At 56.9% G+C, this 20,821-nt stretch carries 17 protein-coding genes and 1 pseudogene; 7 read left to right on the forward strand and 11 right to left on the reverse strand.

All coding sequences use genetic code 11. The features are described 5' to 3' along the window. Positions 1 to 556: 556 nt before the first annotated feature. Entirely contained in the window at positions 557 to 1,042 is a 486-nt protein-coding gene (locus tag ACIPY2_RS06350; protein WP_400265518.1) for a RidA family protein, read from the forward strand. Positions 1,043 to 1,104: 62 nt separating this feature from the next. On the opposite strand, the gene ACIPY2_RS06355 is transcribed toward ACIPY2_RS06350, so the two are convergent. The 7 genes and pseudogenes from ACIPY2_RS06355 to ACIPY2_RS06385 form a co-directional block, all read right to left on the reverse strand. Further along, complete coding sequence (locus ACIPY2_RS06355) at positions 1,105 to 1,767, reverse strand: TetR/AcrR family transcriptional regulator (protein WP_400265519.1); 663 nt, start codon at positions 1,765 to 1,767, stop codon at positions 1,105 to 1,107. Positions 1,768 to 2,302: 535 nt separating this feature from the next. After that, entirely contained in the window at positions 2,303 to 3,328 is a 1,026-nt protein-coding gene (locus ACIPY2_RS06360; RefSeq protein WP_400265520.1) for an alpha/beta hydrolase, read from the reverse strand. Between the two features lie 425 nt (positions 3,329 to 3,753). Next, positions 3,754 to 4,962: a cytochrome P450 gene (locus ACIPY2_RS06365; protein ID WP_400265521.1), complete on the reverse strand. Its 1,209-nt coding sequence runs from the start codon at positions 4,960 to 4,962 to the stop codon at positions 3,754 to 3,756. A 26-nt stretch (positions 4,963 to 4,988) separates the two neighbouring features. Beyond that, positions 4,989 to 5,960, reverse strand: a complete 972-nt coding sequence (locus tag ACIPY2_RS06370) for a PDR/VanB family oxidoreductase (RefSeq protein ID WP_400265522.1) — start codon at positions 5,958 to 5,960, stop codon at positions 4,989 to 4,991. A gap of 104 nt (positions 5,961 to 6,064) precedes the next feature. Continuing rightward, a complete protein-coding gene (locus ACIPY2_RS06375) occupies positions 6,065 to 6,619 on the reverse strand; it encodes an IclR family transcriptional regulator (protein WP_400265752.1) in 555 nt (184 codons plus the stop codon). 42 nt (positions 6,620 to 6,661) lie between these two features. After that, positions 6,662 to 6,829: pseudogene (locus tag ACIPY2_RS06380) on the reverse strand (helix-turn-helix domain-containing protein); the annotation flags it as partial. A gap of 144 nt (positions 6,830 to 6,973) precedes the next feature. After that, a complete protein-coding gene (locus ACIPY2_RS06385; protein ID WP_400265523.1) occupies positions 6,974 to 7,360 on the reverse strand; it encodes an ArsR/SmtB family transcription factor in 387 nt (128 codons plus the stop codon). Positions 7,361 to 7,637: 277 nt separating this feature from the next. Between ACIPY2_RS06385 and ACIPY2_RS06390 the strand changes: the two genes are divergently transcribed. The 6 genes from ACIPY2_RS06390 (at position 7,638) to ACIPY2_RS06415 (ending at position 15,825) form a co-directional block, all read left to right on the forward strand. Beyond that, on the forward strand, positions 7,638 to 8,816 hold the full coding sequence (locus ACIPY2_RS06390; RefSeq protein ID WP_400265524.1) for an MFS transporter: 1,179 nt from the start codon (positions 7,638 to 7,640) through the stop codon (positions 8,814 to 8,816). Positions 8,817 to 8,835: 19 nt separating this feature from the next. Further along, a complete protein-coding gene (locus ACIPY2_RS06395; protein WP_400265525.1) occupies positions 8,836 to 9,684 on the forward strand; it encodes an alpha/beta fold hydrolase in 849 nt (282 codons plus the stop codon). A 759-nt stretch (positions 9,685 to 10,443) separates the two neighbouring features. Beyond that, positions 10,444 to 12,012, forward strand: a complete 1,569-nt coding sequence (locus ACIPY2_RS06400) for an ABC transporter substrate-binding protein (protein WP_400265526.1) — start codon at positions 10,444 to 10,446, stop codon at positions 12,010 to 12,012. A gap of 70 nt (positions 12,013 to 12,082) precedes the next feature. After that, complete coding sequence (locus tag ACIPY2_RS06405; protein WP_400265527.1) at positions 12,083 to 13,024, forward strand: ABC transporter permease; 942 nt, start codon at positions 12,083 to 12,085, stop codon at positions 13,022 to 13,024. 216 nt (positions 13,025 to 13,240) lie between these two features. Then, positions 13,241 to 15,034, forward strand: a complete 1,794-nt coding sequence (locus tag ACIPY2_RS06410) for a dipeptide/oligopeptide/nickel ABC transporter permease/ATP-binding protein (protein ID WP_400265528.1) — start codon at positions 13,241 to 13,243, stop codon at positions 15,032 to 15,034. After that, positions 15,031 to 15,825 (forward strand): ATP-binding cassette domain-containing protein, encoded by a 795-nt coding sequence (locus ACIPY2_RS06415; RefSeq protein WP_400265529.1) that lies wholly within the window; start codon positions 15,031 to 15,033, stop codon positions 15,823 to 15,825. Before ACIPY2_RS06410 ends, ACIPY2_RS06415 begins: the two co-directional genes overlap by 4 nt. A 551-nt stretch (positions 15,826 to 16,376) precedes the next feature. On the opposite strand, the gene ACIPY2_RS06420 is transcribed toward ACIPY2_RS06415, so the two are convergent. The 4 genes from ACIPY2_RS06420 to ACIPY2_RS06435 all read right to left on the reverse strand — a co-directional run bounded on the left by ACIPY2_RS06420 (position 16,377) and on the right by ACIPY2_RS06435 (position 20,356). Continuing rightward, positions 16,377 to 17,042, reverse strand: coding sequence for an RraA family protein (locus tag ACIPY2_RS06420; RefSeq protein ID WP_400265530.1), 666 nt, complete (start codon positions 17,040 to 17,042; stop codon positions 16,377 to 16,379). A gap of 75 nt (positions 17,043 to 17,117) precedes the next feature. Further along, positions 17,118 to 18,443 carry an MFS transporter gene (locus ACIPY2_RS06425; RefSeq protein WP_400265531.1) on the reverse strand — a complete coding sequence of 442 codons (1,326 nt, stop codon included), beginning with the start codon at positions 18,441 to 18,443 and terminating at the stop codon, positions 17,118 to 17,120. A 174-nt stretch (positions 18,444 to 18,617) separates the two neighbouring features. After that, positions 18,618 to 19,304 carry a 4-carboxy-4-hydroxy-2-oxoadipate aldolase/oxaloacetate decarboxylase gene (locus ACIPY2_RS06430; protein WP_400265532.1) on the reverse strand — a complete coding sequence of 229 codons (687 nt, stop codon included), beginning with the start codon at positions 19,302 to 19,304 and terminating at the stop codon, positions 18,618 to 18,620. A 170-nt stretch (positions 19,305 to 19,474) separates the two neighbouring features. Next, positions 19,475 to 20,356 carry a LysR family transcriptional regulator gene (locus ACIPY2_RS06435; RefSeq protein ID WP_400265533.1) on the reverse strand — a complete coding sequence of 294 codons (882 nt, stop codon included), beginning with the start codon at positions 20,354 to 20,356 and terminating at the stop codon, positions 19,475 to 19,477. Positions 20,357 to 20,821 lie beyond the last annotated feature (465 nt).

Here is a 20,821-nt window from a genome sequence, read left to right on the forward strand (position 1 = left end):
CACAGCCTCTGTACACCTCTCCCGATTCAGGGCGCTGAGCCTCAAGGAGATATCAGTGACCGGAATAGATGATGTTCGTATGGAGGGTAGTTCGTCTGCACAAAGGGCTTGCGGTATCGGGAGCCAATTTGGCAGAAGTTACGGGAATCGACCTATACGTGGTTGGCGCTTAGACGACGGTCACTTTGAGGATGTTGGCATTGGTGGAAGGGGGCCGTCCAGTGCCGACGAAGGCGAAGAATTCGCCCTCAGGGCCGCAAGCCGCCTGGGCTCGTCACAGTTCAGGCTATCCCTTTCGCCATGCCGGTGAGCCCAGGCCTGCTCTCGTCAGACACGGCGCCAGTCCACAACGCGCGAACGACCGCCGTCGGGAGCAACGGGGATGAGGACTCGCCCGCGTTCTGGGAAGTGTCGCCAACCACGTTGGCCATAACCTCGCCGCCCGACATTTACGTAGTCAACATGGAACGAACCACGGAGCCACGAGTCTTGCCTCGTCTAAAAGACCGCGACCAATCCAATAGAAATATATTCCACAGCAGAAAGTGAATTGATAATGACTAGTAATAACGCAACGATTCACGAGCGTTTGGCAAATGCGGGCCTTAATATACCCAAGTCTCCTAAACCAGCCGGAACGTATGTCCCCTATATCAAGTCCGGGTCTCAGATACTGGTCGCTGGCCAAACTTGCCTTATCGACGGCGTCTTACAGTACGAAGGGGTCGTCGGTCGGGAGCTTTCGCTGGAAGACGCTCGGGCTGCTGCCCGTATCTGCGCCCTCAACGTCCTCGCCATACTTAGCCATGCATGTAGCGGCGACTTTTCCCGACTACGTATGCTCAAAATGACCGGCTACGTTCGTTGCAGTCCGGAGTTTGGCGATCAGACTCGGGTCATAGACGGCGCGTCAGATTTATTCATGCTGGCATTGGGAGGAAACGGGAGACATGTCCGCGCTGCGCTCGGAACAAGCGCTTTACCGCGAAGGGCACCCGTCGAAATCGAGACGCTCTTCGAACTCCTTCCTGAATCAAGCTGAGACAGCCCTGCCCCTCCGTAGCGCGGTTCCGGGCGGTCGCCAGCTCCACCTGCACGACCGGCTTATGGCAAGAATGGGTCCTGCGAATAGCGTGCAACCACCTGCGTTGACAAAGATCCCCTGGCCCATCCTTGCACCGCTCCGTAGAAAGACTCTGCCAGAAGGTTCGCTATCTCATCAGCCGAGAAACCCTCAGTCTCATGTAAATCAATGACCTCACGAGAGTGAAAAAGCGAGTTGAACAGCAAGAGGGCGTGACGGAAGTGCCGCTCGGATACCCCAATCTCACGCAGTGCTTCCCTAATGGGACGTTCCCAAGTCTCAAAAACGACGACAGCTGTGATATCGCCTCTGTCCAAGCGGTCTAGAAATCCTTGAGGTGAACGAATCTGACTAAGCGCCTTCCCATAGATTGCTAGGATTTGCACCCACTTCGTGGTGGTGTCGAGGAAGAGTTCCTTCCCGTTAAGCTGGCACGCCAGGCTGTAATCACGGGCGTTGACCAGGACACTGTAAAGAAACTCAGTGTGCAACTGTTGAAGGGTGGGAAAATACCGGTAAGCCGTGGCCACGGAAACGTTGGCTCGTTCAGCGATGGCCTGCATGGTAGCTCCAGCCGGATCGAGCCTGAGTAATGCACCCGTGGCATTGAGCAGCTGTCCGACGCTCCGAAGTGCATCCCTGCGCAGGCCGGATTTGTCGATCAGCCCTACAGGTTCAGGCATGGGAACTCTCACCCTCCGAAGTTGTTTCAGGACCTGAATCCGCTCAAGCCCTTCGTGGCGGGGCCAGGGCGCCCGACTCTAGCAATGCTACAGGCGAGGATCTGAAACCACGGCTCTGTGTGGTTGCGGGAGGTGAATGTGCTGCCGGCCTCAGGGATTGTCGACGACCTGCATCTGACTTTTCCGTAGATACTCGAAGCGAATTTCGGTGGTGTCATCCTTGTCAGAACCATGTCCACGGATGAGGCTTCGGCTTCCGATCTGGTACCAGACACAGAGGCGTGGGAAAGGCAGTCATGAGGGTCGCAACCTCCGAAGATTCCCAGAACCGGTGAAGACCCGAGAACAACCGACCGCTGATGAGCAAATGTCCCTGGTAGCCCGATCCCAATCTGCCACCCAGTTCCGTGAATCAATTTTGGAACCTCGGTTACAGACTCCACCGCTCGGCCTCATGATCTTCTTCCGGATGCCCTGCCCGCCAGGAGGGCACGCAGCCCTACAGTTCGCGCCTCAGTAGAAGGCGTTCGCTCAGTCACACCGCGTCTTTCCCTGTCCAAGAAGTCAAACGACGAGCAAAATTGTCCATGCTGTCCCTGGCTGGTTTGAATCCGACATTGTTCAGATGACCATGAAGGACTCCGTTCGTCATGGCTACCTCGACATCAACCCCTGACTCCTCGAGTTGCCGAGCAAACGCCTCCCCGCTGATGCGGATCTCGTCAAATTCGCAGTTGTCGATGTAAGTCGAAGGGAAGCGAGACAGGTCCCTAGACACACCCACATAGGCATATTCGCTTGCACTTTCCACTGCACCACCGAGATAGTTTTCATTCAAACTTATCCAGGATTCGGCAGTTAATCTAAGTGCTGGTGGTATCCGCTGTATTGCGTCCTCCAGATCCTCTGACATGGTAGGCATTGTGGGATGGACCAGGGGGTAGGCCAGAAGTGCTTGCCAAGGAGGCGCGCCGTCATGGGCAAGACGTAGAGCCGCCCCTGCCGCCAGGTTAGCCCCAGCGCTGGCACCGCCGACGGCAATCTTTGAGGGGTCCATACCGAGCTCGTCGGCCATTTTTACGGCCCAACGATATGCCTCCACCGCTTCGTCATGAGGAATAGGAAACCTTACATCGCCGGTTGTCGCCGGTTGGCCAGGCGACGGACAAAGCCGATAGTCAACAGAGATCACCGTCATCTTTGCTCGGCCTGAAATCCCTAGGGATGTTTCATGTGCCTCTGGCATATCAAGGGCACCGCCTACGAATGCACCGCCATGGAACCAAACGAGTCCTGGGTGTCCGTCCTTGGAGTCGTTCGATCGGTAGATCCTGACTGGAATTGGCCCGTGAGGCCCATCAATGGTTCGGTGCTGAATTTTTACACTCCACAGCTCGGGGCTCCCGTAGGGCGCCGACCAAACCCCTAGGACCTCAGGCGAAAAGTCAGCCCATCCATTGACATTTTTGAGGACACTAACTCGCGACTCGATCTCAGGCAGCAGGCCCCGAGCTGCGTCAATGGAGAACTGCTCATGCTCTGTGTGGGACGTTGGAGTCATTTCGTTTTCCTTCAGGAGTCTAATTACATATCAAAGGTGACTGAGAGGGGCGCTGCCCGTTTAGCTGGATTTCGAGACAGTAACTCAACCGTACCGCCGCTGTCCCCACTACCTGAAGTCAAAACACATTGACATAGCGAATGAGTACTGTCGTGGATTCCAATGACTTCGTAAGAACATGAGAAACCATTTGGAGAATGCCCTGCAATATCTCTATCGAACTTGTTACGCGCATTTCGAGTTCGGCTATTAGACGGAGCTGTTTGCGTGGATCGCCGGCTCGCGAGGCGTCGGCAGGAGCATGACTCGTTGGTTTGGCGCTAGGCGTCGCCAGCAGAAGCGACGGCCTATAGACGCGTCGCTGAATTGGCGGCCTGCGCTTTGATTTCTTTTGAGTGGGCAGCGTTTCCGTCGACAAAGCGGGTCTAGGCCCTACGGATGCGGACGGGAAGCGACTCCCACGCGCGCAGGGTGTTGTTAAGGTGCCGACGGGTTGGTCCGGCGATTTCGATGCTGGTTATTCGTTTCGCCATCGCGGTCAGGATGATCGATGCTTCCAGCCGTGCAATGTGTTGGCCGACGCATTGGTGGATCCCGAAGCCGAACCCCACATGGCCCGAAGGGTCCCGGGTGAGGTCAAATTGATCGGGGTTTTCCCAGCGCCGTGGGTCTCGATTCGCGGAACCGAGGAACATCAGGATTTTGTGGCCTTCGGGGATGAGGGTTCCGCCGACCTCGATGTCCCGTGTCGTGGTGCGGAAGAACGTCTGGACCGGCGACTCGAACCGCACGGCTTCGTCGAAGGCCGTTCGTGCCAGTGCAGGATTTTCCCGTAGCCGCGACCATTGGGCGGGATTGACGGCGAAGGCATACAGCACCGCAGCCAGGCCGTTGACGGTGGTATCGACCCCGGCGGTCAGCAAGGACCGGACGATCAGCGGGGCTTGGGCCGGTGTGATGTCTCCCCGGTCAGCGGCTTCCCAGATCTGCGCGCCGAACCCTCCCGGGGTCAACACGTTCCTGTCGCACATGGCTGCCATCGAGGCAGACAGCTCAGCCACGCGCTGTGCCCCTTTGGCCACGAGTTCATTGGCTGGTCCGAACGCGTTAAACACGTGGTCACCGTAGGGCAGCAGAGCATCGCGCCCGTTTCCTGGAATCCCGACTGCATTTGGAAATACCCGTAGGGGGAAGGCCGATGCTAGATTCGTGACCGCTTCAAATTCGGTGCCCTTGGCTAGCAACTGGTCGAGCAGGTCTTCCGCGTCTGCAGTCCAGGCTTCGCTCAAGCGCCGGATTTCCCGCGGGCCGAGAAGTTTTGCCAAAACCGCCCGTGGCGCGTCGTGATGGGGCGGGTCAGCTTCAAGGAGCAGGCTTGGGGGCCGCCAAGGCTTCTCCTTGCGAAAATTGCTCAGCCCAACGCCGGCCGCGGACTGGAATGACTGCCAGTCCGTCAGAGCCGCTTGGACTTCCTCGAAGCGTCCCATGGCGAAGACGTCGTACTTGTTCAGGTAGACGACGGGGCCTGTGGCGCGAAGCTCGGCTTGGAACGGCAAAGGATCTTCCAGGACGTCGTCGCAAAACGGATCGGCGTCGCTGACGGGAGTTCCGAGAGTGGGGACCGCGGAGGTCATTTCAGGTCCTTTCGAAGGAGTAAGTTCTAAAGGTCAAGTACGAGGCGGTCGCTGCACGACCGCGACACGCAGGGAAACATGCAGTGGCCGGCTACCCGGTCGTCATCGTTCAAGATGGAATCACGGTGGTCGGGTTCTCCGGACAGCACCGACACCTCACAGGTCCCGCAGGTGCCCTCTCTGCACGACGTCAAAAGATGGACACCGGCGTTGTGTATCGCGTCAAGGACGCTGACGTTTGGGGTGACGGTGACCGAAAAGCCGGCCCGTGCCAGCTCGACTTCAAAGGCATCAGACCTCGACGGAGCACTTTGAGCCTTGGCAGAAAAATGTTCCAAGCGCAGCAGACCGGCCGGCCAGCCAGCGCAATGGTGTTCCACCGCATCCAGGAGCCGCTGCGGCCCGCACACATAGACCTTTGTGTCTGTCGACGCTTCGCCGATCAAATCCTCCAGCACGCACGGGCCCGGCCCGTCCTTCGCAAGAACGGAAACCCTATCCTCATAACGGGCCAACTCGTCAAGGAAAGCCATGGTCCGCCGTGAACGTCCTAGATACAACAGCTTCCAGTCCGCACCCATCAGATCCGCCTGCTGCATCATTGGCAGCATTGGTGTAATCCCAATGCCACCAGCAATGAACATGTATTTCTGGGACGGAACAAGGCGAAAGTTGTTGCGTGGTCCGCCGACCGCGACAGTGGTTCCAACCCTCACTTCTTTATGGATGTAGGCAGAACCTCCACGACCGTCGGGCTCGTGCAGCACTGCGATGCGGTAACTGTAGGCATCCCAGCGGTCCCCGCAAAGAGAGTATTGCCGATTCAGGCCAGAGGGCAGCACGACGTCGATGTGCGAACCCGGCGTCCAATCGGGAAGTCTGCGCCCATCGGGATGGGTCAACGTCAGCGCGACCACACCCTCGGCAACCTGGACTCGTGCCGCCACGATCAGTGCAACCTGTGATGTCTCAGCAGCGGAATTCATTTCGGTGAACATCTCGGCTCCTTTGCTCGCTGTTCTCTCTCAAGAATCTGCTGAGCATGACACAGGTCACCATATGACTCTCAATGATTGAGAATAACTTTTGCCGATCCCGCAAGCTAGCGAAGGGGCGGGGCAAGGTATTCCATGGCGCGCGAAACGGCCGCGGACGCCGCTTGGAGCACAGCGATGCGAGAACGTGCCGCGTCATCGTTGGGCAGCACAATGGCCAGTGCGGCAACTACGTTCCCGCCCGGGTCCCGGACCGGAACCGCTATACCTGTGGCATCGGGATGGATGTGCCCGGCGAGGAAGGCATAACCCTGCCGGCGAACCTCAGCCAAAGCCGCCCTAAGTTCGGACGGCGTGCTAATGGTTCGGGCAGTAAATACCTTCAACTGCCCAGCGATGGTACGTTCCTGTTGCGCGGACGGGGCATGGGCGAGTAACAACAACCCTGACGAGGAAGCGTGCAGCGGTAAACGGCCGGCGACACGGGTGTAATTGATGACGGCCCCGGGGGCAGTGAGACGTTCAATAAAAAGCACCTCGTCACCCTCAAGCACACCGAGCTGAATATGCTGGCCCACGATCCCATGAAGGTCTTCCATTATCGGCATCGCCGCATCCCTCAGCCCCAGCGTTGGCGAGGCCCTGGAAACCACCTCCCACATCTTCACCCCGATCCTGACTCTCCTGTCAGCATCACGTTCGAGCCAACCTAAGCCGCTCAGTTCCTCGACCAACCGCGACGCCGTCGCAAGATGCAAACCGGCTCGCCGAGTTATCTCAGTGACAGTCAAGGACGTATCGCCAGGTCCGAACGCCTCGACAATACGAACAGCACGGGAGAGCACCGACTCTCCCCCTTGAGTACGGGGCATGTCCACCAGCTTCGTTGATTCCTCAAGCCATGTCGAGCAGGCACGCAACCCTATTTGAGTCACGGATGGGCTTCAGATGCATATCCAATGACTCGAGTTCATCCACTTCCAGCGACCGCTCGCCCTGAGAGGCCAGTGACAGAATCAGCCTGCGGTATTAGCGATTTGTTGGGGTGCGACGGCGTAGTACACGCGGCGACCGGCCTGGCTACTCCCCACGAGGTGGTGGCTCTTTAGCAACGCGAGTTGATTGGAGACATGACTCTGAGACAAACCAAGAGCCCTCGCCAGATCACCAGGGCAAGCCGGGCCCGCTTCCAAGAACGCCATAATGCGCCGCCTGGTCTCACCTGCAAGTACGGGGGCAACTGACTGCTTCACGATGATCCTGTAGTTTGTAGGGCTGCCTCGAGAGGGCCTCAGGGAGGCTAACCCCTCCGAGAACGGTTTGAAAATATTATGCAGGCAAGAGGCGTCGCCATCAAGAGTGCCTGAAACTGGGCGCTCAGGCCCTAATTGCATCGAGAGCATTCCAGAACTTTGTCTTTACATACGGACAAATATACTTTATCGTCGAAACGTGCCCTGCGCCACACTGCTGGGCCTTAGCAATGCGGCTAGACGGCTGATTGGGAGCTGGAACATCGTTGTTCCGTCCGGAACCACCTCCCAAATCAAGCCCTATTGAATTGAGGACCCCTTGACTATCCCTACGACGACCTCAGACGTCATCCCAGCTACTTCAGGCAGTCGGCAAGACCCAAGGCTACGCCGACTGCTCATTTCCATCCTTCCGGCGACAACCGCGATGTACGCCCTCTATCAAGGCATCCAGCAGGTTCTGATTCCGCTGCAGGTGCAGCACATTGATCCTGATAAGAAGGTTGCGAACCTCGCGATCCTGACGGTTGTTGCTGCAGTAACTTCGCTTTTGGCCCTGCCGATCGGCGGCGCCGTCTCTGATAGAACTACTGGGCGATTCGGCCGTCGAACACCTTGGCTCGTCGTAACATCGGTCGCGTCTGCTGCCCTGGTGGTCGTCATGGGTTATCAAACGTCCCTCGTCCCCTTGGCGATCACTTACGCCGCGCTCTGGTTCACTGCCAACTTCTACCAAGGAGCTTGGGCGCCTATCCTCCCCGACCGCGTACCTCCAGCCCGTCGTGGTATTGCCTCTTCCGTCATCGGATTTGGTACCCCGCTTGGCATTGTGGCGGGGGTCAATTACGCTGCCAATGTCCCACAAACCGTGGCCTACTGGACCATCGGCCTGTTCTTGGTTGGTGCGACTCTTATCCTTGTCTTCGGAGCGCCAGAGGGACCATTTGCGGGTCACGGCTCGGTGGACGTTGCCGTGCGTGAAAGAACTCCTGTTACTCGGCGGATTTCCGATTTTTTCAGCGGCTTCAGGTCCAAGAACTTCACGCTTGCGTTCACCAGTCGATTCATGTTCTATTTGGCATACTTCGTCGTCTTTGGATACTTGCTCTATACGCTGCAAGACCGAATTGGTGTCGAGAATCTGCCTGGTAACAACGCAGCAATGAGCATCGGTATCTTGACGACGATCAACACCACGACATGGATCGTTGTTGCAGCCTGCATCGGGTGGATTTCCGACAGAATCGGCCGTCGTAAAATTTTCGTGGGTATAGCGGCTGCTGGCATGGGATTGGCGATGCTTGTTCCCCTGATCTCCCCAACGTGGACCGGCATGGTTGTGTTCTCCATTCTCGTGGGTGGATTCAAGGGTGCGTACCTGGCCGTCGACATGGCCCTTATGTCTCTCGTCCTGCCCAACAAGACGAGCGAAGGCCGCGACTTTGGCCTCCTTTCGGTTGCAACAGGAGCCCCGCAGTTGATGTCGGGTGCCATCGCTGGCGCACTCATAACTTTTGCCGGCGGGTACGATGCTCTATTCATCTTTGGTGCCGCCGCTGCAGTCGTTGGCGGCCTCGTGGTCGGTCCCATCAAGGGCATTCGTTAGAATTTCGAGGAGAAAACCGTTGACTACCACCACCACCGCAAGCGGAGTCCGCATTGCCTACGAACTCACGGGCGACCCTACTGGCGATCCGCTCCTGTTGATCAACGGCACTGGGGCACAACTAATCGGCTGGCGCAGTTCATTCAGGAACCGCCTAGCCGACCTCGGGTACGCGGTCTATGCCGTGGACAATCGGGACGTTGGAGAATCCCAGAGGTTTCCTGGCACGAGTTACACATTGTCAGATATGGCCAAGGATTGTGTGGACTTTCTTGAGTCTCTTGGAATTGAAGGCGCACATATCGTCGGCCAGTCCATGGGGGGAATGATTGCTCAGGAGATCGCCATAGACCATCAGCCCATGGTGCTCAGTCTAGCCCTGCTCTACACGTCCCCTGAATTTGGAACCTACAACACTGGCGCGGCATTTCGGAAGCGTCGGGATTCGTTGCCAACGCCTCGCACGCGCGACGAAGCCATCGAGAACATGGTGATCAATGAGCAAGCCTGCGCTTCGACCGCGTTCCAACAGGATGTCGAATGGATTCGCGAGGTCGGAGGAAAAGCCTACGATCGTGGCTTGGATGCTGAGGGCGTCGCTCGTCAGCGCACCGCCATCAGTTCATCCCGGAGCCGAACAAATCTTCTTCAGACGATCACGGCACCGACCTTGGTGATACACGGCAAGAGCGACAACCTATTGGACTACCACGGAAGCATGGTCATCTCTGAGCAGATCCCAGAATCTGACTTGTACTTGGTTGCAGGCCTTGGCCATGAAGTTCATTCAGACCTCGAAGAGCATTTTGTCCGGTTGATACACCGGAATGGGCTTCGCGCTCATCATGCTAAGCGGGGAAACCGGTAGGGAATCCTTTTCAGCCATTATGCGAAAGGGCGGTGTGTACCAGACTCGGTGCCACCGTTCTTTTCGCTTAAGAGACCCGAGACTGCAGTAGTTTCCTGCGTGGTGGGCGTTCGCTCGATTTGGACAGGACTGTCGGTATGACACGTCATCGAGTAGTGCACAGGCTGCGCATGGTGGGCCAATCAACCAGGATCGCTAACTGGACTCTGGGCATCACCCCAAGCGACCAAACAGACATCACGAGCACCCTAGCGCTTTTGGCATTTCACGCTTGAGCACGGCTCAACTGTCATGGGGCAACGCGGAAAGGGTAAAACCCGGGCTCCGCCGCAGGGCTGTAACTACCGCTTATCGACGATCAGGCGGCAGGGAACTTCTGAGTCGCAAAATATATCATGCACGGGACACTGGCGACGCGGCCTCCGCGCATCGCGGTGCAATGAACGGCCCATGTGCATCCACGCCAGCGCTCACAGTAGCGGCACTTGGCACCCCGCAGAGTATGGCTTGATGCCTGCTGGTGCGCCAGGGCGAGAGGCAGGTGTCTCTTCTGACTCCCGACGGTTTCCTTTGCGAGGCGAAACGGTGTCCCGCTGTGACGCGCACGAGCGTCCGAACACACCTCAAATGTTAGGACAAAAACTTGTCCGAATGTCTGGACATATAATATTTTCAAGCCTTACTCTTTACTTAAGTGGCCTACGCCACACAGGTGCAGCAAAGCACCCTACCCAGCCAATGAAGACTGAGGAGCTAAAGATGTACAGAAGGCTTTTGCGGACCAGCCGCAAGGCGATTGTTGTTGTTGCAGTAGTGACTGCCGCTTCTGCCGGGCTGGTTGCCTGCAATGGGGGCGAAGCGTCGCAGTCAGGTGGAGAAAAGGTCCTGCGACTTGCCCTCCCAAGCGCTCCCTCTTCAGTAAATCCTGCTTTGATCGGAACGGGAATCCCAGATCAGTACTATGTGGAACCCGCATATGACCCGCTGATCTTCCGCGCCGGCGACGGAAGCTTGCAACCTGGCCTGGCAACTAAGTGGGGCTTTGTCGACGACGCCAACAAGGTCTTCCAGATATCACTGCGCGAGGGCGTCAAGTTCGCGGACGGCGCTGAACTCAGCGCCGATGGTGTAAAGAAGTGGTTTGAATACTGGGCAAAATCCGGCGGGCTGTTCGCCCAACGCTTCCAGCAGTTCGAACAAATTGAAGTCGTGGACAAGCAGACTATCAAACTGCACCTAAAGGCGTCCGACCCGTTGTGGCCCACGTATCTGACTCAGAACCGATACGGCTACGTTGGTAGCCCTAACGCGGTGGACAACCCCCAGGCGCTCGGTACCAGCACGGACGGAGCTGGACCTTATGCTCTCGTGCCGGAAGAAACGAACCCGGGCAACCACTACGTCTATAAGGCCCGCAGCGACTACTGGAACAAGGACCGAAAGTTGTGGGATCGCGTTGAAATTACAGTCATCAGCGACGCAAATGCAGCAGTCAGTGCGATGCAGAGCGGTCAGGTCGATTTTGTTGTCGGTCAGGCCCGCGACGCTGAATCGGCAAAGAGCGCGGGCCTGGCTGTTACCCACGTTCCTTATCTGTGGGACGGCCTGATACTGATGGATCGGGCCGGTCAGAAAACTCCGGCGCTCGGAAGCCTTCAGGTTCGTCAGGCCCTGAACTACGCCGTCGACCGGAAGGCCGTAGCCAACACAGTATTTGGTGAGTACGGTAAGGCCAACGCTTCCATGGTTGTAAACGGCTATAAGTCATACGCCGACGACACCGAAAACCTGTATAGCTATGATCCTGCGAAGGCTAAGCAGCTACTCGCCCAGGCCGGCTACAAAGACGGCTTTGATCTGACAGTTTGCGTCTGGAATCGAAATGGTACGGAAACGACCTTCCTGCAGTCACTTCTCGGCTACTTGCAGGACGTCGGAGTCCGCGTGCACATCAAGGATCTCGTCGACAGCGCCACCGCGGTGGCTGCCCGACGTGCATTGGAGTGCCCATCCCTTGCCTTCTACGGACAGATTTCGGAGTCAAACCAGCTCGCTGTAGAACAACTCTTGCCCAACGCAGGCCTTCTGAATCCGTTCAAAACCGATGACCCGGAGCTAGCCAAGTTGCTCGCAACAGCCCAATCAGCCGACGCGCAAAGCATCGAGCAGGCTCAGAAGAACCTCCAGAAGTACATCGTCGAAAATGCGTTCTACTCCAATTACTCCGTCTCGGATGCAGTTTTCTTCACATCCTCGACCGTTACGGCGCCCAACGTTTCCGACGCCCAACCCATTCCTACTCTCATCGATCTTCAACCGAAGCAGTAAGAAACTCGGCTGGTAGTGGCGACCAAAGGTGGGTGCCACTACCAGAGATTCACCCACGAAAGGTAAAGCGATGATCCGCTTGATCCTCAGGCGGCTGATGATGTCAGCGCCTCTTGTCTTCGTCGTAACAGGACTCAGTTTCGTGCTGCTGGGTTTGCTGCCAGGTAATGCAGCACAGAGCATCCTCGGACAAAACGCGACCCCTGAGTCCATCGCGGCCCTTGAACGCGAGATGGGTCTCGACCAACCCCTTTTGGTCCAATACTGGAATTGGGTCAGTGGTGTCCTGCGCGGAGACCTGGGTAACTCGCTTCTTAATCACCAAGAAGTATTTCCGGCGCTGATGGGTCGACTCGGAGTCACCTTGTCTCTGCTGATCGGCGCCCTGACGTTCGCCGTGGTTTTTGGTGTGCTTATCGGCGTGCTCACTGCGCGGAGCAGGGGCTTCTGGAGCCGCGCCGTCGATGTTTTGGCCGTCGGGGGACTCGCCATCCCAAGCTTCTGGCTGGCCCTCCTACTCATCTTGTTCTTCGCAGTCCAGCTAAGAATATTTCCAGCGACGGGCTATGTCCGGCCTGAGCAATCGATCACTTCCTGGATGTGGTTCCTTGCCCTTCCGGTCGTGTCCCTGGGCGTGCACATGGTCACCTCGATCGCGAAACAAACGAGGGACGCCATGCGGGATTCCCTGTCCAGCCCGTACGTTCTGGGGCTTCGCGCCAACGGCATTTCTGAGAAGAAGATCGTATTCCGCCACGCTCTGCGAAACGCAGCCATACCAATCGTGACGATCGTTGGTCTGCTCTTCGTCGGCTCATTGACCGGGGCAGTCGTGGCCGAGTCCATCTTCGTCCTCCCTGGTCTCGGAACCGCCGTTGTAGCAGCTACCAGCCACCGTGACATACCGATGATCCAGGGAGCTGCATTACTTCTCACTCTGATCGTTGTTTTCGTAAATGTCGTCGTCGATCTGGCCTACGGCTGGCTGAACCCCAAGGTCAGGACACGATGAAGACTGGAAGGAGCAACAGCCGTGAGCGCTGAGGCAAAAGACATCACTTCGGAAATAGTCGCGACGACTCCTGAGGCCGCCGCTATACCGGTGCCAACCCAGCGGCCGCAACGCTCCGGCTTACCTCTGGCACTACAGATCATTCGGACCCCAGCCGGAGCATTTTCGGTAGGGTACCTTGTCTTGGTTATCGCATCGTGCTTCATGGCACCGGTTTTGAGTCCCTACAACCCAACCACAAACAGTCTGACGTCCCTCCTGCAGCTGCCCAGCGGACAACACCTGCTCGGCACTGACCAATTGGGCCGAGATGTACTCACCCGGCTGCTCTACGGCGGGCAACTGACGTTTATCGGTGTAGCCCAAGCAGTCCTTACAGCTCTCGTCATCGGTTTGCCCTTAGGCATACTCAGCGGCTACCACGGCAAGTTCCTTGATGCTGCGGTCAGCCGGATCGTTGATGTCATGCTGTCCATCCCCCATATCGTCATTCTCCTTATGGTCTTCGCCATCTACGGATCCAACCAGACTGCAGCTATGCTCGCTCTCGGCGTGCTCTACTCCCCCAAGATCATCCGCATCGCCCGCGCAACTACCTTCTCCACACGAGAAGAACTTTTTGTAGCCGCAGCACGCGTTTCAGGGCTGAAGCCCTCCCAGATCATGGTCCGTCACATCCTGCCCCGGATTTCCGGGCCGGTAATTGTGATCATGTCTGTCATTACTGCGTCGGCACTACTGGTGCAGACCGGCCTGAGTTTCCTCGGTCTCGGCGTTGAACTGCCAAATCCCAGCTGGGGTGGCATGGTCGCCGAAGGTGCTGTTGTTCTGCGCCAGCAGCCTTGGCTCATACTCCCTTCCGGCATCGCCATTACCCTGACCGTCCTTGCTTTTGTTCTTCTCGGCGATTCGATCCGTGATGTGTCCCAGGACTCCCGCTCTTCGACAGTCCTGAAGCTCTCGACAGACCGTAGGTCCACACAGCACCTTGCGCCTGCCGCCCGTGACGCCACAACGCCTCCCTCCACGGATGCCACTCTGATTTTGACCGAGGTTTCCATCGACCTGCCGCTTCGCACAGGCTGGACAACGGTTGTAGACAAGGTCAGCTTCCATGTGGCCCCCGGTGAAACGCTGGGACTCGTTGGCGAGTCCGGTTGCGGCAAATCGGTGACCGCGCTGGGTCTGCTGGGACTAGTCCCCGGTGGCGGACGTGTCTCTGGAGGAACTATCACCTTTGAGGGGCACGATCTTGGCTCACTTGCAGAACGAGAACTGAAAAAGATCCGCGGACGAGGAATTGGTTTCGTTTCCCAGGAACCGATGGTGAGCCTTGATCCGTCGTACACCGTCGGAAAACAACTGGCAGAGGCCGTACACCAGCATGAGGGCGGCACGAAGCAGGCAATTAGTAAGCGAGTGCTTCAGTTACTGGAACAAACAGGAATCCCTTCCCCCGAAGTAGTATCCAGGAAGTATCCGCACCAAATTTCCGGTGGAATGGCACAGCGGGTTGTCATCGCCAGGGCTCTGGCGGGTCGCCCCAAACTCCTGATCGCTGATGAACCCACCACGGCTCTAGATTCCACCGTACAGCGGGAGATCATGGGACTCCTGCGCCGGATCCAGCTAGAAACCGGCATGGCCATGATCCTGGTTACCCACGATTGGGGCGTTGTTGCGGAAACCTGCGACCGTGCCGTCGTCATGTACGCAGGACAGGTAATCGAGCAAGGCCACGTGCGCGACCTATTCAAGGACGTAGCCCACCCGTATACCTATGCCTTACTCAAAGCCAATCCACATCTGGCCGAAGAAGGCCAAAGGCTCACCACGATCGAGGGCACCGTTCCGCGTCCGGACAACTGGCCGCTCGGTTGCCGTTTCGCAGACCGGTGCGCCTTCAAGACCGAATCCTGTACAGCTGCCCCAGTCCCTTTGTTGTTGGCTGAGCCAGATCACCTGAGCAGGTGCATCCACATCGATGAGCTAAGGACAGAGACGAAATGACGCTACTGGAAGTGTCAGGCCTTCGGGTTACCTACCCCCAAGGATTCCGCCGGCCAGACTTCAATGCTGTCAACGGAGTCGACTTGGAAATCGGCGAGGGCGAAACCATCGGATTAGTTGGAGAATCCGGATCTGGTAAATCCACCATTGGTAATGCAGTCTTGGGGCTTGCGCCGGTCAGCGGTGGATCCATCCGGTTCGACGGGAAAGACATCAGCAAAGCCAAGCCACGCCAGCGCCGCCTCCTGAGCGAACACATGCAAGTCGTCTTCCAAGACCCGTACGGTTCGCTTAATCCCAGCCGAACCATCGGGCAAACACTCGCTGAGCCCCTAAGGGTGCATCGAGACCTGAGTCCAACCGCCACCCGAAGCGAGGTCTCGGCGATGCTCGAACGTGTCGGGCTCCGAGACAGCGACGCCCAACGATACCCTGCGGCCTTTTCGGGTGGCCAACGTCAGCGGATTGCCGTCGCTAGGGCGCTTATGGTCAGGCCTAAGCTGGTTGTATGTGATGAAGCCGTCAGCGCCCTCGATCTCTCCACTCAAGCACAGGTGCTAAACCTTTTGAAGGACCTGCAGGCGGAAATGGGGATGTCTATCCTATTCATCTCCCACGACTTGGCCGTCGTCCGGTACATGTCCAGCCGGATTGTTGTCTTGTACAGGGGAGAAGTCATGGAGCGCGGAACCACCAGGGACATATACGCGAGCCCAACGCACCCATACACCCAAAAACTCGTTGCAGCAGCACCAATTCCAGACCCTGATCGTCGCACCATGCAAACATAAGTGGCTGTCCCCCGCGATTCGCAGGACCAAAACAAACAGCGCGAAGATCTGCGGCGGCTCTCGATCTTCAAGTCCAGGCACCTGGCGTCGATATTCAAGCGCCGACGTCCGAAATTTCGAGCATCTTCACGGTTTATTTCAATGCCCCAAGCCACTTTCGGACGGGCCTCGCACCGGGTCGGTTCGCGCAAATGAAGAGAAGATACGCCAACCGACGACGGTGTAACGCGTGGGCCCATGACCTCTTAGCGTGTCTGCCTCCTCACACGGCTCTAACGGCGAGCTTTTTTCCGTGATAACGGTGCTGTTGGCCAGGGACGCTGGCCGTGGGGCGTGCGTCGTGCCCGCCCCACGGCCAGAAGGTCGATCAGTTAGCCTCTCCAGTCGGCCACTTAACTATGTTGGAAACGTACACTAGGCATCCTCGCCTGCGCAGATGCCGGCAATACCGTGAACGTTGGACGTCTTTAGACGAGAATCCCGGCGTCCAAGGATCAACACAGATTACGAAGTTCCCGCATTAGATCGTGTGCGATGCCGTGCGTCGACGATCAGGACCTTTTCCATTGCAGGTCGTGATAGCCAAAGTCCAGACGTGCTTGTACCAACGTGCAGCCATTCTTCACGGCTGCGACGATCCTGGCTTCAGTTGCCTCGATCTCTTCCGCGATATCAACTATTCGTTCAGCATCTGAGCGCGGAACGGACAAAGCACCATCTGCATCGCCGCAAATAATATCCAATGGCGAGACAAGGACATCATTTATTTTGAGGCTGGTGCCAACAGAAGTCAGCCTCACCCTATCCTTGCCAGTACGCATGTAGCTCCCACGGCTGAAAAGCGGATACTGCTGCTTCAAGGATGTGCTCACGTCTCTGCAAACGCCGTTAATAACGGTCCCTGCGATGCCGCGATCGGCGGCAACTTCTGTCATGATCCCACCCCACACGGTTACGTCGGTGCGACCTTGGTTGTCGATGATCACCACCGCGCCAGGCGGAACATCGTCAAGGAAGTCCCCAACACTGCCTCGATTCGTCCCCGCGGGCTCATACTGAACCGTGAATGCCGGTCCAACCGATTGGAAACCAAATTTTAGCGGAGAGATACCGCGCAAAGTCTGGTCCAAACCAAGCGAGTCCATAGCATCGGAGATAGCTGCCGTCGGCAGTGCTTTCAGCCGAGAGACAATGTCGGTTTCATTTGTCGTCTTCACGTTTCCCACCCTATAGTTCATGCAATTAAACATCTCTATTAATTTGCCATCTTTATGGCTTGAATGCTAAGTAAATCATATTGCCGACCTGCTCTCAGCCTCACTGGATAATGCTTCCCGCTTCTTTGCGAGGAGTCGCTCATTAGTCTTAGTGAGTGCGATACCAACAATTCCCACAATAATCACTGCCACATTAAGGAGTATTACTTGCGTCCAGCCAAATTGTTTAGCAACGAGCGGGGCAACGGTAGGAACGATTGCAGCTGCAACGAAACCCCACGTGTTCATCCAGCTTCCTACGGTAGCCGTCAGCGGACCGCCGATATCGGTCGCCATCGTCCAAGACAGCGTTTGAGCAAAGCCGGCCCCACCCAAGGCCAAGCTCAGCCAAAGCACCGTTCCTAGCGGGTCATTTGTGAGCGTACTGAAGGTCAGGCATGCAGCAGCGAGGACGAGACCGCCAATCGCTACCAGATTCCGTGCGGCGAATGGCGAGCCTGTTCGTTTTAGTACAGCATCGCTTAGGGCACCCGCACAAAGGACGCTAAGAGTAATGCATACGAAAGCAATGCTTGTGTAGAGGCCGACTTGCGTAAATGGAACACCCCTCGCGGCCTCGAGGTAGAAAGGCAGCCAGTAGATGAAGAACTGAATGGTCCAAAGCGTGCCAAAAAAGCCAATCGCAATGGTCCAGAACGAGCGCTGCCGCAGCAGCAAGGCCCACGGAACTCGAGTACGCGAAGCTACCGGTGCGCTGTCGCTCCCAATGAGCGTTCGCTCGGCAGCGTTAGCCTTTCGACTCTGCTCCGGTCGATCTGAAACGGAGAAATACCAGAGGGCGCAAGCCATTACTCCAAGCGCGGCACACACAAAGAACGTGACGTTCCAGCCAAACGCCGTGATGACGGGGACAAGAAGCATTGCTCCCAGAGCCGGCGCCAGGAATGCGCCAGCGTTCATCAACGAATTTGCTCGGCCACGCTCCCGCTGAGGAAACCAGTTGGCGAAGAAGCTGTTTGCGGCCGTAAAGACGGGTCCTTCGCCCGCTCCGAACAAGAATCGTGTCACGGCCAGCATCACCAACGAGTTAGCTAGTCCGGTGCATGCTGTAAATATGGACCATGTAATGATGGAAAGTGCCATTGCCTTCCGCGGACCAATGCGCTGTATAAGTACGCCCGCTGGAATCTGGCAAAGAAAGTAGCCCACATTGAACAACGTAGTTACAATCCCAAACTGGACTGGGTCTATGCCAAGGCTTTTCATGATGGGACTTGCAGACACCGAAAAGGCGATGCGGTCCAAGTAAGCCACAAAACACAGAAGGAAGATGATGGCACCACCTTTCCATCTCACACGAGTTGGTCGGCTTGCCACTATGTTTGGACCTTCAATGGTCATCTAAGATCAGGCTCCTTTGTCTGTTCTATAGTCAAGGCCAAACGGCCTAAAACTCCCCAAGTCGACCTTTGACCTGGCTTGCAGCTCATTACGTCGCTGCAGTGCCGTTACGTCATCAGTCCTACGGCGGCAACGTTGCCACCTATCACTGTTCAGCTCAGTGGGCGGCGAGCCTTACCAGCCGTAACTCTTCAAGATGGGGAGCAGGCCCAATAGCTCCGCCGTGGATGAACCCTTGAGGATCTCTTTCCGATAGCGCTCTTCCTTGGCTTCTCGCAAGGCAGCACTCTTGAGCGACTGTTGGACCTCGTTGGCTTTCACGATCACGAGACCGTCTCGATCGCCGACGACCACATCGCCACGATCCACGCTCGTTCCCGCAAAGTTGATATTCACGCCAATGCGGCCAGGATCAACCTTGGTTGTTCCGCGAATGGAGATGCCTCTTGAGAACACCGGGAAGCCGGCTTCAATGATGGCATCCGTGTCCCTGACCGAACCATCAATTACCAGTCCGGCTATGCCTGCACGTTGCGCAGCGAGTGTTAGGACATCCCCCCAAGGGCCCGCATCAGTGAAGCCCTTTGCATCAACCACAAGGACATCACCTGGACGCGCCATGAGCACAGCTTGATGAAGCATGAGGTTATCCCCCGGGCTTGTGTCCACAGTTAGTGCCGTCCCAACCAACTTCATTCCGGCGTCGATGGGCCGGATCTCGGCGGCTATCGATCCACGCTGATTTTGGGCTTCGTAAATGGTTGCAGTACCCAGACTCAAGAGCGCATGCAGATGTTCTTGGCTGACTTCTTCGATAAGGGCTTCGGCGGACCCTTCCGCCCCAAGGTCGATATTTGGCATGAGAATCGGCGGTACGCCTTTCTCCTTCTAAGACTTGAACTTCAGTTGACAGAGTAGATTTCCAAGCTTCGTTGCCCTGCGTGAGGGACCTGCCAGAAATCTCTTCCATCGTGGCCTCCAAAGGCCCTTCACGTCCAAGACGAGATTTCGCTAATTTCATAAGTTGGAACTTATGAGGGCGCGATTGGTTCCTCCCGCAACACCGTAAGCATGGCCTCGACCAAGGGTTGCCGGGCACGGTCGATGGTCAGGCCGACGAGGTCCGTAGTTACACCCACCGGGAGTCCATCCAGCGGAAGGAACCTGACGTCAGACCGCCCATGCGCGGCCAAAGCAGAAGTAACGATGGTTGTCCCAAGCCCTGCCGCTACCAGGCCTAGCGCGGAATCTATCTCGAAGGCCTCATAGACGACTGTCGGAACGAAGCCTGCTTCTCGGCAGAGGGCCGTAATTCGTGCAGGAAAGTTAGCGTTCTCCAGCCTTGGAAAGAGGATGAACCCCGTTCCTTCAAGGGCGCTTAGAGTGACGCTCTTCTTCGCCGCCAATGGATGGCTCAGTGGCACAGCGACTACAAATGACTCGCGGCGAAGCACCTCCTGGCTAATATGTGGCGAAGCCGAAGGATCTCGTCCAATGCCCAAATCGATAACGCCCGTACGCAAAGCCTCGGGTTGGTCCTCGGTGAGAATCTCGTGAAGTTGTAACTCGACTTCCTTGTGAGCTTCCGAAAACGCTCGAACGGCCGATGGTAGAGCCCCATACATCGCGGAGCGCGTGAACCCGATTCGGAGGCGCCCGCGTTTTCCCGACGCTATTCCCTGCAATTTCTCGACAAGCCCGTAGAAGTCAGTTAGCAGTGGCTCCGCCTCATCCTTCAAGAGCACCCCCGCTTCGGTCAAGCGGTACGGTCGTGCATCGCGTTCAAACAGTTCAACTCCAAGTCGACGCTCAAGCAATCTGAGCTGCTGACTTAGTGCCGGCTGCGCGATGCTAAGCTTCTCGGCCGCCTGGCTGATAGTTTGGCTACCAACGACAGTGAGGAAGGTTTCCAAGTGAGCGAAACTGATTCGTGTAGGCAAGTGCGCTCCCGATTCTGACGCATCAACAAGGATGTCGAAGCTGAACTTCTAACGAGTGATTGAAGCCTAGAGCCTATGCCCTTGACATGGTGGAGACGAGCTTAAGATGCAACAAGCCAACGCCCAGCCCTTGGCTGGCTCCCATAGATTATTCCATGCTGATTTCTTGCAGTGCGGACGATGCCGATCTGCAATATTCCATTCAAGGGGCGAGCGGACTCGCGTGTAACTAGACCACATGCGCCGTTCATCTCTTGAGCCCCGGCCGCATCGAGCCCCTTGCCTGAGTCGGACCAGAACATCATCAACGCCGACGAGCAGCTTAGACGCTGAATCAGCCAACAACGCCGACGAGCAGCTTAGACGCTGAATCAGCCAACAACGCCGACGAGCAGCTTAGACGCTGAATCAGCCAACAACGCCGACGAGCAGCTTAGA

Source organism: Paenarthrobacter sp. NPDC089675 (assembly GCF_044749185.1).
Lineage (GTDB): Bacteria > Actinomycetota > Actinomycetes > Actinomycetales > Micrococcaceae > Arthrobacter.